Origin of the sequence: Pseudomonas mendocina (genome assembly GCF_003008615.1) — a bacterium.
Classification (GTDB): domain Bacteria; phylum Pseudomonadota; class Gammaproteobacteria; order Pseudomonadales; family Pseudomonadaceae; genus Aquipseudomonas; species Aquipseudomonas mendocina_C.
Genome location: NZ_CP027657.1, coordinates 1,935,339 through 1,949,169, shown reverse-complemented (window position 1 = coordinate 1,949,169; position 13,831 = coordinate 1,935,339). Strand labels below are relative to the sequence as shown.

Sequence of the window (13,831 nt, the reverse complement as noted above, 5' to 3'; positions counted from 1 at the left end):
AGTCATTGGTGGTTATCGCGAATGGAGAGATAAGGTCGGCCGGCCTGAGCGCACCCAGGGTGCCTTGCAGGCATTTCCATTCGCATAAGAAGAAGGACTTCGCCATGCCCTACGCTCTCCGCCTTACGCCCAGCAATACCTTGCCTACCGATGGCTTGCGCGGAACCCTCGTCGGTCGTGCCTGGTTGCCCGGAGAGCACGCCGGGCCCGCGCCGATCCTGCTGCGTGAGGACGGTGTCTATGATCTGTCCACATTGGCGCCAACCCTGAGCGGGCTGTTCGAGCAGGAGGGCCTGCTGCCCAGGCTGAAGAGCCTGCGCGGTACGCCGTTGTGCAGTGTCGAGGCCTTGCTGGGTAACAGCGGTGCTGACTTCAATCCCGAGCTGCCGAGCCTGCTGGCGCCTGCCGACCTACAGGTGCTCAAGGCAGCAGGGGTGACCTTTGCTTCGAGCATGATCGAGCGCGTGATCGAAGAGCGTGCTGGTGGCGATGCCAGTCTGGCCGAAGGTGTTCGGGCCAAGGTCAGGGATGTGCTCGGCGAGGATTTCGCCAGCATCAAGCCGGGCTCGGAGAAGGCTCAGCAGGTCAAGGCGCTGCTGCAGGAGCAAGGCCTGTGGTCGCAGTATCTGGAAGTAGGGATCGGCCCGGACGCCGAAATCTTCACCAAGGCGCCTGTGCTGGCCGCCGTTGGCAGTGGCGCGGAGATTGGCATCCATCCCGGTTCGGTGTGGAACAACCCGGAGCCGGAAGTGGTGCTGGCCGTCAACAGCCGTGGCGAGGTACTGGGCGCGACGTTGGGCAACGACGTCAACCTGCGCGACTTCGAAGGCCGTAGTGCGCTGCTGCTGAGCAAGGCCAAGGACAACAATGCGTCCTGCGCCATTGGCCCGTTCATCCGCCTGTTCGACGACACGTTCGACATCGACGATGTACGCAACACCGTGGTTCGCCTGCGGGTCGAGGGTGACGACGGTTATGTGCTGCAGGGCAGCAGCTCGATGGACAAGATCAGCCGCGATCCGCTGGATTTGGTCGAGCAGGCGCTCAACCGCAATCACCAGTACCCGGATGGCTTCCTGTTGTTCCTCGGTACCCTGTTCGCTCCGACCGAAGACCGCGATGCCCCAGGCGGTGGCTTCACCCACAAGCTGGCCGATCGCGTGATCATCAGCAGCGAGCAACTCGGCGCCCTGCACAACAGCGTCAACCACAGCGACAAGGCACCGGTCTGGCAGTTCGGCCTCAACGCACTGATGAGCAACCTGGCTGCGCGCGGCCTGCTCTAGCAGGCGTAAGGTCGGCTAGTCGTAGGGTGGGTTAGCCGCCTGCCACGCTGTCCAGTCGTTACACGACCACTGTGGCGGCGTAACCCACCCTACTGGCGTCACTGCAGTCTGTGCTCGTCCTGCGCCGACGTGAGCTGCGCCATGAACAGGCGACTGATCGAGGACAGGCTCACGCCGCGCCGGGTGATCAACTGATAAGGCTCGCTGCGGCTCTTCAGGCTCAACGGCAGGATGCAGGTCATGCCGAAGCCGGTGCAGAAACGCGCCACATCGGTCGATAACAGGGCCACCAGGTCGACATTCTTCTGCAGCAGCGACAGCGTGGTGAAAGCCGAGGTGGTTTCCAGCAGGTGCAAGGGAAAGCGCAGTCCTGCCTGCTGGAATTCGTGTTCCAGCGAGAGCCGCATCGGCATGTTGGCCGAGTAGACGACCCAGCGACTGTCGGCCAGGTTGGCCAGTTCCAACTGCGCACTGCCTGCCAGCGGGTGGTTGCGGTTGGCGACCACGGCCAGGGTTTCGTCGCGAACATCGATGCAGTCGTACTGCTCCGGCTGGCGGCTGATGCTGGTGCGACAGATCGCCAGATCCAGGCGCCCCTGATCGAGCAGGCTGAGCAGGCGCGCGCTGGTGTCCTCGACGATTTCCACCGACAGATCCGGGTGCGCCTCCAACAGGCGCGTCAGGGCATCGCTCATGAACGGTACCGCGCCCATGATCACGCCGATGGACAGGCGTCCGCCGTGGCCCTGGAGAATGCCGAGCATTTCTTCGCGTAGATGGGTCAGGTCGGTCTGGATCAGCTTGGCGTAGCGAATCGCACAGTGTCCCAGCTCGTTGGCTTCCAGGCCGCGATTGGTGCGTACGAACAGCGGAGCGCCGAGGGTGGTTTCGATTTCCTGCAGCGCCTTGGTCGCCCCCGGCTGGCTGATCGACACCAGTTCGGCGGCCTTGATCAGCGAGCCTTGCTCGCCAAGGGCGATCAGCAGGCGCAACTGCCGGAAGCGCAGGCGGGAGAAGATGGAGGAGACAGATGGCAGCATGTATAGCTTTCTCTTATAGCAGTATCAGCGCCTCTCATTAGTCAGGGGCGCCTCGATCCCATAGTTTGCCTGGGCGGCAAGGCGATTCGGGAAGCTGTTCGAGTGATCTTACTCGACGTTTTCCGCTGCCTGCTATTACAAAAACAAGCAGAGGCTCCCCCATGGCACTGATCAACTACCTCACCCAAGTCCAGTTCGGTTATGACGCCCTCGGCCAGTTGGCCGCCGAGTGTCAGCGCATTGGTATCACCCGGCCCTTTATCGTCACCGATACGGGGGTGCGTGCCGCAGGTATCGTCGACAAGGTGCTGGGGCAGCTGAGTGACCCGGCTGTCGCGGAAGTTTTCGACCAGACGCCGCCCAACCCGAACGAAGGCGTGGTGCGCGCTGCGGCTGCGCGTTATCGCGATGGCGGCTTCGACGGCATCATCGCGGTCGGTGGTGGTTCTTCCATCGACCTGGCCAAGGGCGTGGCCGTGTGCGGTACCCATGAAGGCCCGCTGAAACAATTCGCCGTGATCGAAGGTGGCCTGACCCGCATCACCGCGGCCACCGCACCGGTGATTGCCATCCCCACCACCGCCGGCACCGGCAGCGAAGTCGGTCGCGGCGCCATCCTGATTCTCGATGACGGGCGCAAGGTCGGTGTCATCTCGCCCTATCTGATCCCGCGCTCGGCCATCTGCGACCCCGAGCTGACCCTTGGCCTGCCGGCGCAACTGACCGCTGCCACGGGGATGGATGCCATCGCCCACTGCCTGGAAACCTTCATGGCGCCGGCATTCAACCCGCCAGCCGACGGCATTGCGCTCGATGGCCTGTGGCGCGCCTGGCGGCATATCGAACGTGCCACCCGCACCCCCGGTGACCGGGACGCGCGACTGAACATGATGAGTGCCTCGATGCAGGGCGCCCTGGCGTTCCAGAAGGGCCTGGGTTGCGTGCACAGCCTCAGCCACTCCCTCGGCGGCATCAACCCGAGGCTGCACCACGGCACCCTCAACGCGGTATTCCTGCCGGTGGTGATCGCCTTCAACGCGCAGTCCGACTCGGTACGCGATGAGCAGAAGCTGCAGCGCATCGCACAGGCCATGGGCTTGGGTAGCGCCGAGGAAATCATCCCGGCGATCCGCGAGATGAACCGCCGCCTCGGCATGCCGGCGGGCCTGGCGCAGATGGGCGTGGACGAGTCGATGTTCCCGGCGATCATCGAAGGTGCGCTGGCCGACCATAGCCACAAGACCAACCCGCGGGTGGCAAGTGCCGAGGACTACGCCGAGTTGCTGCGCCAGTCCATGTGAGTGGCTGGCTAGGCGCCTTCGTACAGGGCGTCCTGCTCGCTACGCAGATGTTCCAGCAGCAGGCTCGCCAGCGGTGACAGGCTGCTGCCGCGACGGTGGATGATCGAGCATGGCTCGTTGCGCGACTGCAGTTCCAGCGGCAGTCGTCGCAGCAGGCCGAAGCCTTCGCTGGAGCAGGCGATGGAGTAGGGCATCACCGCCACCAGCTGCGGGTCTTCCTGCAGCAGGCTGAGCATGGTGAAGGTCGACGAGGTTTCCAGCGGGTAACGCGGGAACTCCAGGCCGGCCTCGCCGAATTCGCGCTCCAGCACCGTGCGCATCGGCGTGCCGGTGGGGTAGACCACCCAGCTGCAGTCGCTCAGATCGGCCAGGCTCAGCGCGGGGTTGTCCTGTTGCGGATGCTGGGGGGCAGCCACCAGCGCCAGGCGCTCGGCATGCAGGCTCAGACACTCGTAGGCGTCCGGATGCTGGCTGCCGCTGGTGCGGGCGATGGCCAGATCCAGGCGGCCTTCATCGAGCAGCTTGAGCAAACGTGGGCTGATGTCTTCGACGATCTGCACGGAAATGTCCGGCTGCGCCTGACGCAAGCCGGTCAGGGCGCGCAACACCAGCGGTACCGAGCCGGCGATGGTGCCTACGGCCAGGTGACCGCCATGGCCCTGGAGGATGCCCTGCATCTCGTCATGCAGGTGCGCCAGGTCGTTGTGGATAAGGCGCGCGTAGCGGATCACGCAGCGCCCCATGTCATTGGCCTGCAGGCCCTGCGCCGTGCGCAGGAACAGCGGTGTACCGAAGGTCGTCTCGATCTCGTGCAGCGCCTTGGTTGCACCGGGTTGGCTGATGGCGATGCGTTCGGCGGCACGGTGCAGCGTCCCCAGTTCGTCGAGGGCGATCAGCAACCGCAACTGGCGGATGCGCAGGCGGGAAACGATATAGGTCAGTGGCTGCAGCATGGGGATGACGAAAAGTTATCACCTAATCAGAAGCTTTCATTAGGCAGCACTGCGGGCAATTTTTAAAGTGCTGGCCAAGCAACGCCGCAATGGCGGCGGAAAAAGAACAACAGGAGTAGCGCAATGCGGTTGATTCAGTTTGAGAACGAACAGGGCCAGCGCCAGGTTGGCGTCGTCGGGGACGCACGCATCAGCGTGGTCAAGGGCGTTGCCACTACCCGCGAGCTGGCGTTGCAGGCGATCCGTAACGGCCATGGCCTGATCGCCGAGATCGAGCGCCTGGGTGTCGAGCAGGGCCCGGTCTACGCCGAACTGATCGAACAGAACCGCGTGCTGGCGCCGCTGGATCACACCGACCCGGCTCACTGCCTGGTATCCGGCACCGGTCTGACCCACCTGGGCAGCGCCTCCACCCGCGACAAGATGCACCAGCAGGTCGAGGCGCAGCAGGCCGAAGGCAAGCTCACCGACACCATGCAGATGTTCCAGTGGGGCATGGCTGGCGGTCGTCCTGCGGCTGGCAGCGAAGGCGCCCAGCCGGAGTGGTTCTATAAAGGTGACGGCAGCATCGTGGTGCGCCCCGGCGCCGACTTCCCGGTACCGGACTTCGCCGAAGACTTCGGTGAAGAACCCGAGCTGACCGGCCTGTACGTGATTGGCGACGATGGCCAGCCGTATCGCATCGGCTTTGCCCTGGGCAACGAGTTCTCCGACCACGTCGTCGAGCGCAAGAACTACCTGTACCTGGCCCACTCGAAGCTGCGCTTCTGCTCCTTCGGCCCGGAAATGCTGATCGGCGAGCTGCCGCGGCACCTGTCCGGTGTCAGCCGCATCCGCCGTGGCGACCAGGTGCTGTGGGAGAAAGAGTTCCTCTCTGGTGAGGACAACATGTGCCACACCCTGGAAAACCTCGAATACCACCACTTCAAGTACCGCCAGTTCCTGCGCCCTGGCGATGTCCACGTGCATTTCTTCGGCACCGCGACCCTGTCGTTCGCCGACGGCATCAAGGCGCAACCGGGCGATACCTTCGAGGTCAGCCTCGATGCCCTGGGTGAGCCGCTGCGCAACGGTATCAGCGTGCATGCGCCGGCTGTGAAGGTCGGTGGTGTTCGCCAACTGTAAGGATCTGCCAGGCCCGGCAGCCTTGCTGTCGGGTCGAAATTCCGCTCGGCGGATTCGGATTACGCCCTCACAAGGGGACGAATGCCGAAGTTATCACTTATCATACGTCTGACAACTGCATTGCCAGTTGCCAATCCCTGGCCCAAAAAGCCGGGGCCTCATTCATTTTCATTGTCCCTGGCGGCGACCCCGTCGCCCCACCTGACAGGAGAACGCCATGCTGAGTCTGACTGGCCACAATTACATCGGCGGTGAGCGCCGCGCCGCCGGCACCGTCGTGCACAAGAGCCTCGACGCCAGCAGCGGTGAAGCGCTGCCCTACACCTTTATCCAGGCCACAGCCGAAGAAGTCGACGCTGCTGCCCAGGCTGCCGCCGCCGCTTACCCGATTTACCGCAACCTGTCGGCCGAGCGTCGCGCCGAGTTCCTCGACGCCATCGCTGACGAACTCGATGCCCTCGGTGATGAGTTCGTCGCCCTGGTCACTCGCGAAACCGCGCTGCCTGCCGGCCGCATCCAGGGCGAACGTGGTCGTACAAGTGGCCAGATGCGCCTGTTCGCCAAGGTGCTGCGCCGTGGTGACTTCTACGGTGCGCGTATCGACCGCGCCCTGCCGGATCGCCAGCCGCTGCCGCGTCCGGATCTGCGTCAGTATCAGATCGGCGTAGGCCCGATCGCCGTGTTCGGCGCTAGCAACTTCCCGCTGGCCTTCTCCACCGCTGGTGGCGATACCGCTTCGGCCCTGGCTGCCGGTTGCCCGGTCGTATTCAAGGCGCACAGCGGCCACATGGCCACCGCCGAGTGCGTGGCTGACGCGATCATCCGCGCCGCCGAGAAAACCGGCATGCCGAAAGGCGTGTTCAACATGATCTTCGGTTCCGGCGTCGGCGAAGCGCTGGTCAAGCATCCGGCCATCCAGGGCGTGGGCTTCACCGGTTCGCTGAAAGGTGGCCGTGCCCTGTGCGACCTGGCCGCTGCCCGTCCGCAGCCGATCCCGGTGTTCGCCGAGATGTCCAGCGTCAACCCGGTGGTCATCCTGCCAGGCGCCCTGCAGGCCCGTGGCGCCACCATCGCCAAGGACCTGGCTGGTTCCGTGGTGCTGGGTTGCGGTCAGTTCTGCACCAACCCGGGCCTGGTTATCGGTATCCGTGGTGCCGAGTTCAATGACTTCGTCGCTGGCCTGGCCGATGCCATCGCTGCCCAGCCGGCGCAGACCATGCTCAACGCTGGCACCCTGCGCAGCTACGCGGGCGGCCTGGCCCAGCTCAACGCCCATGCCAAGGTCACTCACCTGGCCGGTAACGAGCAGTCCGGCAACCAGGCTCAGCCGCAGCTGTTCAAGGCTGACGTGAGCATGCTGCTCGAAGGTGACCACCTGCTGCAGGAAGAAGTCTTCGGCCCGACCACCATCGTCGTCGAAGTGGCCGATCGCGACGAGCTGACCCGCGCGCTGCAAAGCATGCACGGCCAGCTGACCGCGACCCTGATTGCCGAGCGTGACGACCTGCTGGCCTTCCGTGACCTACTGCCGCTGCTGGAAGTGAAGGCTGGCCGCGTGCTGCTCAACGGCTACCCGACCGGCGTCGAAGTGTCCGACACCATGGTTCACGGCGGCCCGTACCCGGCGACCTCCGACGCCCGTGGCACCTCGGTCGGCACCCTGGCGATCAACCGCTTCCTGCGCCCGGTCTGCTACCAGAACTACCCGGACGAAGTACTGCCCGAGGCGCTGCAGAACGCCAACCCGCTGGGCATCCAGCGTCTGGTTGACGGTGTGCACACCCGTGATGCCCTGAGCTGAGTCTTTCAGCTCGACCCCATGATGCTGCGCCCGTCCCGGCGCAGCGTTATCTCTCGCGGTGCTTTGGCACCGCTTTTTTTAACCTGTCGAAGACAACAACAAGATATGACACCTACTTTCTGCCGTACCCCGCTGTTTGCCGCCTGTAGCCTGGTCAGCGCCATCGCTGCTCTGCCTGTAGGCAGTGTCCACGCCGCCGGCTTCGTCGAAGATGCCAAGGTCACCCTCGGCCTGCGCAACTACTACTTCAACCGCAATTACCTCAACAGCACCGATCCGCGAATTCAGGGCGAACTCCAAGGCCAGGCCGAAGGCTGGACGCAGAGCTTCATCCTCGACGCCCGTTCCGGCTACACCCAAGGCACCGTCGGCTTCGGCCTCGACGTGCTGGGCCTGTACAGCATCAAGCTGGACGGCAACCGTGGCGCCGCCAACACCCAGCTGCTGCCGATCCACGACGACGGCCAGGCCGCTGATGACTTCGGCCGCACTGCCGTAGCCGCCAAAGCCAAGCTGTCCAAGACCGAGCTGAAGGTCGGTGAGTGGTTCGCCGTGCTGCCGATCCTGCGTGCCGACGACGGCCGCTCGCTGCCGCAAACCTTCCAGGGCGCACAACTGACCTCCAACGAGATCGACGGCCTGACCCTGTATGGCGGCCAGTTCTGGAAGAACAGTCAGCGTAACGATGCCAGCCGCGAAGAAATGGCGTTCAACTCGGGCACTCCCTTTGGTCTCGTCGAGGGTGATGACTTCAACTTCGCCGGTGGTGAGTACCGTTTCAATGGCAACAACACCATGGTCGGCGCCTGGCATGCCCGCCTGGAAAACGTCTATCAGCAGAGCTACGTACAGCTGACCCATAGCCAGCAGGTCGGTGACTGGGTGCTGGGCGCCAACCTGGGTTATGTCACCGGCAAGGAAGAAGGTTCGGCCAAGGCCGGCAACCTGGACAACAAGGTCTATCAGGGTGCATTCACTGCCAAGACCGGCAACAACACCTTCATGGTCGCTTACCAGAAGCTCAGCGGTGATACCAAGTTCATGCGTATCGACGGCACCAGCGGCGGCACCTTGGTCAACGACGGTTTCACCAACAGCTACGACAACCCGGAAGAGCGTTCCTGGCAGGTTCGCCATGACTACAACTTCGCCGGCCTCGGCATTCCCGGTCTGACCCTGATGAACCGCTACGTCAGCGGCGACAACATCAAGACCTCCAACCGTGACAACGCCGAAGAGTGGGGCCGCGAGTCCGAGCTGGCCTACACCATCCAGGAAGGCTCGCTGAAGAACCTGAGCATCCGCTGGCGCAACTCCGATGTGCGTCGCGATGTGGGCCAGGATCTGCACGAGAACCGTCTGATCATCAACTACCCGCTGTCGATCCTGTAACGCCCTTGGCACGGCGGGCTCAGCGCCTGCCGTGCCATCCATCCTGCTGCACGCATTGGCTGACGGCCACAGCGTGGAGCGCCTCTGGACGCGGCAAACTGCTTCGCCCAGGGACTCTCACAAGGCCTCGTTGCCCAGTTCCTGGGCTGGATCGGCCAGGCCGCTCAACCAGTAGCGCAGCTCTCTGGAAACCCGACGAGGCTGTTCCAGGGTGGAGAGATGGCCGCATTCTTCGATGACCACCAATCGCGCGCCGGGAATCGTGGTCGCCAGCTCTTCATGCAAGGGTACCGGGGTGATGCTGTCGTCATGTCCGCACAGTACCAGTGTCGGGCACCTGATCTGTGGCAGAAACGGGCGGCTGTCGATGCGGCTGAGAATGGCCTGCTGCTGGCGCATGAATACCTCCGGGCCAAGGCTGTTGGCCATGGCCTGTATCGACTCGATCAACTCCCTATCCCAGAGATGTGCCGGGTGCAGCAGCTTGGGCAACAGGATGGCGACGACCGCCGGAAAGTCGCTTTCGGCAAGCTGCATCAGGTTCTCCCGGGTTTCCATGGCTTCGGCGCTGTCCGCCGTTGCGCTGGTATCGAGCAGAGCCAGGGCCAGCACGCGCTCCGGTGCTTGTCGGATGATTTCCAGGGCGACGTAGCCGCCCATGGATAACCCAGCCAGGGCGAAGCACTCGTCCGGGGCCTGGGCCAGCACGTTGGCAGCGAGTTCGGCGATGGAGTCTGCGCCACTCAGGTCGGCGACCGTGACATGTGCCTGGTCGGCCAGCGCCGCGGCCTGGTGCCGCCACAGGCGGGCATCGCACAGTAGCCCGGGCAATAGCAGCAAGTGGGGTCTGGGTCTGCTCATCTCGGTCATGCTTTCGATCTCCCAGGTGCGAGATTCCTCTCAGGCGTCCGTATGCCCACGCGTGTGGCGTGGGGTGTGCGGGGTCATATTCGTCCGAGCAGTACCAGCACGAGCAGAACGATCAACACCAGGCCCAGGCCGCCGCTGGGCCAATAGCCCCAGTTACGGCTGTGCGGCCATGTGGGAATGGCACCGACCAGCAACAGGATCAGCACGATCAACAATATTGTGCCCAAGGTCATGGGGTTCTCCTTACGGAATGATGGAAGGGATTAGCAGGCGCTGAATCCGTGTTCGGTGCTCTACCTGTATGCACAATGCGCGCGATGCAGGTGACTCATCTGTACGGCATCGAACACAGGACGACGAGCGGGTGCCCTGTGCAGAAACCGTTGCCGTTTCGCAGGCAGGAGGGCCGCAGGGAGAGGGGTAAGGTGAAGTGGTTGGTGAATGCTAGAACAGCAGTTGTTTCGCCTGGACGCTCTTCACCCCGCGCACGTTCTGCGCGAGCTCGATGGCCAGTGCCTGTTCGGCACCATCGTCCACCTTGCCACTGAGAGTCACGATGCCTTTTTCGGTACTGACCTTGATGTCCGAACCACTGACGTTGCTGGAATAGAGCAAGGTGGATTTCACCTTGGTGGTGATCCAGCTATCGGCGATCTCGGTGCCGGCCTGGTCAACCCCGTTCTTGCCGGCGGCGACTACACCCGGCTTGCTCGCCTCGACCTTGAGCTGGTTGTCCACTGCCGAGACGCCGCGGGTGTTGCGCGCCAGGCGACCGGCGAAGTCCTTGTCTGCCGCGCTTTTCGCTGTACCTCTGAGCGTCACCCGGCCGGCTTTGGTTTCCACCTCGGTGGACATGCCATCGGTGTGTTTGCTCCACAGCAGTTTCGATTTGACCGCAGTGGTGATGCTGGCGTCTTCGATGGTTTCGCCGAAACTACTGCGGGCCGTGCCTTTGGCGGGAACGTAATCGGGTTGAACGACGATCTCGTTGTTCACTTCGGTGATGCCGTCGACGCCCTGGGCGATCTCCTCTGCCAGTTCCTTGCTCACGCTTTCTTCGACCTGTCCGCGCAGGGTGGCCTTGCCATTTTTCACTGATACCTTCAGGTCGTTGGCGTGCAGGTAGGGATTGAGCGTGTAGGTCGTCGAGATCTGGCTTTCCTGCCGGGCATCGCTGACTTCATCGGCAACGGTTACGCCGCTCATTGCTGCGAGCGCGAGGCTGATGGCGGAAGCGAGCAGCAATTTGCTGGGATGGATGTTCATGGTGTTTCTCCTTTTACAACGGGGTGAGCCCACGGCCGGTTGGCCGCTTGCTCATGAGCCTTGTCGGCCACTACGCCATGAAGGCGCGGTGGCCTGGATCTATTTGCATTTCTGCAGGAAGACCTTGACCTGCCTTTCGGCTTCGTCGCGGGTGATGGCGTAGCGTTCCTGGATCAGGCTTGCGAGCTTTTGCTCGTGTTCTGCGGACGTGAGCAGTTCATCCGTGGTCAGCCTGCCCCAGGCGATCTTGGCGGCGCCGACCTGCTGCTTCCATCTGCCGTTGAGCGGGGCGGTGCCGGGGGGAGTCATGATTTCTTCGGGTTCTGGCTTGGGCTCGGCCCATCACCTTTGGAGGGCTTGCGTGCTGCCTGGCCGGCGTTGGTGCCGGTAGGTTTGGCGTTGCCCTTGGTGTCCGGCTTGTTGGCCTGAGTGTCGCTATTGTCACGATTGTGGGAGCGTTCGATAGGCTTGTTCATGGTGACCTCTGGGGAAACCCGGAACCCGCGAAATTGCGCAGTGCCGGGGTCGAGACCATGGCAGTCGGAGATGTGCATGTCGGTGCGCTGCCACGCATAGCGGCCGGTGCTGCAGCGGATGCTCGATGCATGGCGCGAACCGATCGGGAAGTTCAGCCTCCTGGGTGCGTTACCGCACCGACGCGACCTGGGCGGGCTGTCACGCTGTTCATCCAATCGCATCCGCCATCGGTGATGCGAACAATGTACTCACGAGGCTGCCATGAACGATTTGAACCAGCGTGAGCGGAGACGGGGCGAGCAACGGGCAGCCGCTGACCCCAGGCAGGAACAGCAAGACCACAACAGGGAGTCTGCGGCTTATCGCCGGCCCGAATGCTCGCAGGGATCGGACAAGGCGAACAGGGAGGACACTCAAGGGATGAGCGCCATATGGCACGCCGAAAGGAATGCGTCCGAACCTCAACGACCTATAGACAAGGGAAATGACCACGACAGGGAGGCAGGCACCTGAAACCGCCTGCTGCTACCTGAACAAGCACGTGGCTGCAGGGCGTGCATGGCTCGGGTCGAGTCGTCGATGCGGGGAGCATCGTTGCCAGATCATCATGCAATCGGCGCAAGCGGAGGGTGTGATGGTCTTTTTGTTGTCGCTGTTGGTTCGTGCGCCTGCATAAGTGCGACAGCGCACAGACAGACTGCCCTGAACTGTCATCGTAGCTTCCCTGGCTTTTGCGCACATGCGATGGCCGAGCACATGTAGAGGTTGTTATGGATAGACCCTCACGCGTTTCCCTCCTGATGCTTGGCGCTGTCCTGGCCTGTGGCTTGAGCATGTCGATAGCCGTGATCATGTGCGCACAGCTGCTGCTGGAGGTACGCCAGGAGCCTTTGCCGAGCAGCTACAGCCGTGCCGTCCCTGTTCTACCTGCCCGCGATGTGGCCCTGAAAACCCCGAATACAAACGGCTTGGCCCATCTCGACGGCTGGATCATGCTCGACTTCGATGCTGGCAACACAGTCGCGCCGGCGAGGAGTATCAGGTTCTAGAACCCGGACAGACACCTCTGACGCCGAGGCGTAGGTCGCGGGCTTCGCACGCCAGTGATTGATTGGTGCTGCCACCTGGCATTGCCCGTGTTGTGTGCCGTAACGAACAGACCGCCTCGGGCGTGCCGAACACACTGCGTGGACGGGACTGAGTGGCACCTTTCTCGCGCCAGGTTCTGGCTCGTCTTGTGCCATGGAGTCTGCCCATGTCCAGCACCGCCTCGGCGCCCGTTGTCAATCGCCTGCTCGACGGCTTGCCGCGTGCCGAACGCAATAGGCTGCTGCAGCGTTGCGAACCGGTGCATCTGGTATTCGGCAGTGTGCTCTGCGAGCCTGATCGGCCGTTCCGTCATCTGTACTTTCCCCTTACCGGTTTCATCTCGATGATCACCACCTTGGAGGGACATCAGCCGCTGGAGCTGGGGCTGATCGGCAACGAGGGCATGCTCGGTGCAACGCTGGTGCTGGATATCAATGCCGCCCCGATCCGGGCCGTGGTGCAGGGTACGGGGAGTGCCCTGAGGATCAGCCTCGGGTCGTTGCGTCAGGCGTTGTGCGACAGTCCTCGTCTGTGTCGTTCTCTGCGGCGTTATCTCTATGTGCTCATGGTGCAGTTAGCGCAAAACGCCGCCTGTGGTCATTTTCACGAACTCGAACCGCGTCTGGCGCGCTGGCTGCTGATGACCCATGACCGCGCCCATGCCGATCACTTTCACCTCACCCATGAGTTTCTCTCCGACATGCTCGGCGTGCGTCGCAGTGGCGTGACCATTGCCGCGGGTGCACTGCAGCAACGACGGCTGATCCGCTATAGCCGTGGTGAAATCACCATCCTCGACCGCCGCGGGCTGGAGGCGACTGCCTGCGGTTGCTACGACGCCATGCTCGAGGATTACCTGCGCTTATTCCCCGCGCACGATGCCGTTGGCGCCAATTGACTGCTCCCGCTAAGCGGGGTGCCGTACAGACGCTGGCGTCTCGCGCGCCCACTGTTGCAGGGCAAGGCGCTGGAAAGCAGGACACTGCTTTACTGCACCTCCATATCCGCAGGAGTGAGTCATGAACAAAGATCAAGTGAAAGGCCAGGTCAAGCAGGTGAAGGGGCAGGTCAAGGAGAGTACGGGCAAGCTCATCGGCGACAAGTCGCTGGAGCGCAAGGGCAAGGTGCAGGACATCGCCGGCAAGGTTCAAGAAAGGTATGGCGACCTCAAGGAAGATCTCTCGAACGAGCGTTGAAACACGTCAGACGCTACCCCTGCACCCAGACCATA

15 protein-coding genes are annotated in these 13,831 nt (G+C 63.0%); 8 read left to right on the top strand and 7 right to left on the bottom strand.

All coding sequences use genetic code 11. The annotated features are described in order from the left end of the window. Positions 1 to 104 precede the first annotated feature (104 nt). Positions 105 to 1,286, top strand: coding sequence for a fumarylacetoacetate hydrolase family protein (locus C7A17_RS09010; protein ID WP_106737713.1), 1,182 nt, complete (start codon positions 105 to 107; stop codon positions 1,284 to 1,286). 98 nt (positions 1,287 to 1,384) lie between these two features. On the opposite strand, the gene C7A17_RS09005 is transcribed toward C7A17_RS09010, so the two are convergent. After that, entirely contained in the window at positions 1,385 to 2,326 is a 942-nt protein-coding gene (locus C7A17_RS09005; RefSeq protein WP_106737712.1) for a LysR family transcriptional regulator, read from the bottom strand. 161 nt (positions 2,327 to 2,487) lie between these two features. On the opposite strand from C7A17_RS09005, the gene C7A17_RS09000 reads away from it, so the two are divergent. Then, complete coding sequence (locus C7A17_RS09000) at positions 2,488 to 3,627, top strand: iron-containing alcohol dehydrogenase (RefSeq protein ID WP_106737711.1); 1,140 nt, start codon at positions 2,488 to 2,490, stop codon at positions 3,625 to 3,627. An 8-nt stretch (positions 3,628 to 3,635) separates the two neighbouring features. Here the strand turns inward: C7A17_RS09000 and C7A17_RS08995 are convergent, their stop codons facing one another. Beyond that, positions 3,636 to 4,580, bottom strand: coding sequence for a LysR family transcriptional regulator (locus C7A17_RS08995; protein WP_106737710.1), 945 nt, complete (start codon positions 4,578 to 4,580; stop codon positions 3,636 to 3,638). 123 nt (positions 4,581 to 4,703) lie between these two features. On the opposite strand from C7A17_RS08995, the gene araD1 reads away from it, so the two are divergent. The 3 genes from araD1 (at position 4,704) to C7A17_RS08980 (ending at position 8,898) form a co-directional block, all read left to right on the top strand. Beyond that, positions 4,704 to 5,705 (top strand): AraD1 family protein, encoded by a 1,002-nt coding sequence (gene araD1 / locus C7A17_RS08990; RefSeq protein WP_106737709.1) that lies wholly within the window; start codon positions 4,704 to 4,706, stop codon positions 5,703 to 5,705. 217 nt (positions 5,706 to 5,922) lie between these two features. Beyond that, on the top strand, positions 5,923 to 7,506 hold the full coding sequence (locus tag C7A17_RS08985) for an aldehyde dehydrogenase (NADP(+)) (protein WP_106737708.1): 1,584 nt from the start codon (positions 5,923 to 5,925) through the stop codon (positions 7,504 to 7,506). A 105-nt stretch (positions 7,507 to 7,611) separates the two neighbouring features. Then, positions 7,612 to 8,898 carry an OprD family porin gene (locus C7A17_RS08980; RefSeq protein WP_106737707.1) on the top strand — a complete coding sequence of 429 codons (1,287 nt, stop codon included), beginning with the start codon at positions 7,612 to 7,614 and terminating at the stop codon, positions 8,896 to 8,898. Between the two features lie 117 nt (positions 8,899 to 9,015). On the opposite strand, the gene C7A17_RS08975 is transcribed toward C7A17_RS08980, so the two are convergent. The 5 genes from C7A17_RS08975 to C7A17_RS26735 form a co-directional block, all read right to left on the bottom strand. Next, positions 9,016 to 9,759 (bottom strand): alpha/beta fold hydrolase, encoded by a 744-nt coding sequence (locus tag C7A17_RS08975; protein ID WP_106742826.1) that lies wholly within the window; start codon positions 9,757 to 9,759, stop codon positions 9,016 to 9,018. A gap of 83 nt (positions 9,760 to 9,842) precedes the next feature. Further along, the gene (locus C7A17_RS08970; RefSeq protein ID WP_106737706.1) at positions 9,843 to 10,001 is read right to left on the bottom strand and encodes a DUF3309 family protein; all 159 of its coding nucleotides are present in this window, start codon (positions 9,999 to 10,001) and stop codon (positions 9,843 to 9,845) included. A 211-nt stretch (positions 10,002 to 10,212) separates the two neighbouring features. After that, the gene (locus tag C7A17_RS08965; protein WP_106737705.1) at positions 10,213 to 11,034 is read right to left on the bottom strand and encodes a BON domain-containing protein; all 822 of its coding nucleotides are present in this window, start codon (positions 11,032 to 11,034) and stop codon (positions 10,213 to 10,215) included. A 99-nt stretch (positions 11,035 to 11,133) separates the two neighbouring features. Continuing rightward, the gene (locus tag C7A17_RS08960) at positions 11,134 to 11,343 is read right to left on the bottom strand and encodes a CsbD family protein (RefSeq protein ID WP_106737704.1); all 210 of its coding nucleotides are present in this window, start codon (positions 11,341 to 11,343) and stop codon (positions 11,134 to 11,136) included. Further along, positions 11,340 to 11,510: a hypothetical protein gene (locus tag C7A17_RS26735; protein WP_158704650.1), complete on the bottom strand. Its 171-nt coding sequence runs from the start codon at positions 11,508 to 11,510 to the stop codon at positions 11,340 to 11,342. The genes C7A17_RS08960 and C7A17_RS26735 overlap by 4 nt, the downstream gene beginning before the upstream one ends. A 771-nt stretch (positions 11,511 to 12,281) precedes the next feature. Between C7A17_RS26735 and C7A17_RS08950 the strand changes: the two genes are divergently transcribed. From C7A17_RS08950 to C7A17_RS08940, 3 genes are all read left to right on the top strand, one after another. Beyond that, the gene (locus C7A17_RS08950) at positions 12,282 to 12,560 is read left to right on the top strand and encodes a hypothetical protein (RefSeq protein WP_106737702.1); all 279 of its coding nucleotides are present in this window, start codon (positions 12,282 to 12,284) and stop codon (positions 12,558 to 12,560) included. A gap of 206 nt (positions 12,561 to 12,766) precedes the next feature. Further along, complete coding sequence (locus tag C7A17_RS08945; protein WP_106737701.1) at positions 12,767 to 13,498, top strand: Crp/Fnr family transcriptional regulator; 732 nt, start codon at positions 12,767 to 12,769, stop codon at positions 13,496 to 13,498. Positions 13,499 to 13,619: 121 nt separating this feature from the next. Beyond that, positions 13,620 to 13,796, top strand: coding sequence for a CsbD family protein (locus tag C7A17_RS08940; protein ID WP_106737700.1), 177 nt, complete (start codon positions 13,620 to 13,622; stop codon positions 13,794 to 13,796). Positions 13,797 to 13,831 lie beyond the last annotated feature (35 nt).

Coding starts and splice junctions, on each gene's coding strand:
- C7A17_RS09010 (WP_106737713.1), top strand. CDS start 105: ATGCCCTACGCTCTCCGCCTTACGCCCAGCAATACCTTGCCTACCGAT.
- C7A17_RS09005 (WP_106737712.1), bottom strand. CDS start 2,326: ATGCTGCCATCTGTCTCCTCCATCTTCTCCCGCCTGCGCTTCCGGCAG.
- C7A17_RS09000 (WP_106737711.1), top strand. CDS start 2,488: ATGGCACTGATCAACTACCTCACCCAAGTCCAGTTCGGTTATGACGCC.
- C7A17_RS08995 (WP_106737710.1), bottom strand. CDS start 4,580: ATGCTGCAGCCACTGACCTATATCGTTTCCCGCCTGCGCATCCGCCAG.
- araD1 (WP_106737709.1), top strand. CDS start 4,704: ATGCGGTTGATTCAGTTTGAGAACGAACAGGGCCAGCGCCAGGTTGGC.
- C7A17_RS08985 (WP_106737708.1), top strand. CDS start 5,923: ATGCTGAGTCTGACTGGCCACAATTACATCGGCGGTGAGCGCCGCGCC.
- C7A17_RS08980 (WP_106737707.1), top strand. CDS start 7,612: ATGACACCTACTTTCTGCCGTACCCCGCTGTTTGCCGCCTGTAGCCTG.
- C7A17_RS08975 (WP_106742826.1), bottom strand. CDS start 9,759: ATGAGCAGACCCAGACCCCACTTGCTGCTATTGCCCGGGCTACTGTGC.
- C7A17_RS08970 (WP_106737706.1), bottom strand. CDS start 10,001: ATGACCTTGGGCACAATATTGTTGATCGTGCTGATCCTGTTGCTGGTC.
- C7A17_RS08965 (WP_106737705.1), bottom strand. CDS start 11,034: ATGAACATCCATCCCAGCAAATTGCTGCTCGCTTCCGCCATCAGCCTC.
- C7A17_RS08960 (WP_106737704.1), bottom strand. CDS start 11,343: ATGACTCCCCCCGGCACCGCCCCGCTCAACGGCAGATGGAAGCAGCAG.
- C7A17_RS26735 (WP_158704650.1), bottom strand. CDS start 11,510: ATGAACAAGCCTATCGAACGCTCCCACAATCGTGACAATAGCGACACT.
- C7A17_RS08950 (WP_106737702.1), top strand. CDS start 12,282: ATGGATAGACCCTCACGCGTTTCCCTCCTGATGCTTGGCGCTGTCCTG.
- C7A17_RS08945 (WP_106737701.1), top strand. CDS start 12,767: ATGTCCAGCACCGCCTCGGCGCCCGTTGTCAATCGCCTGCTCGACGGC.
- C7A17_RS08940 (WP_106737700.1), top strand. CDS start 13,620: ATGAACAAAGATCAAGTGAAAGGCCAGGTCAAGCAGGTGAAGGGGCAG.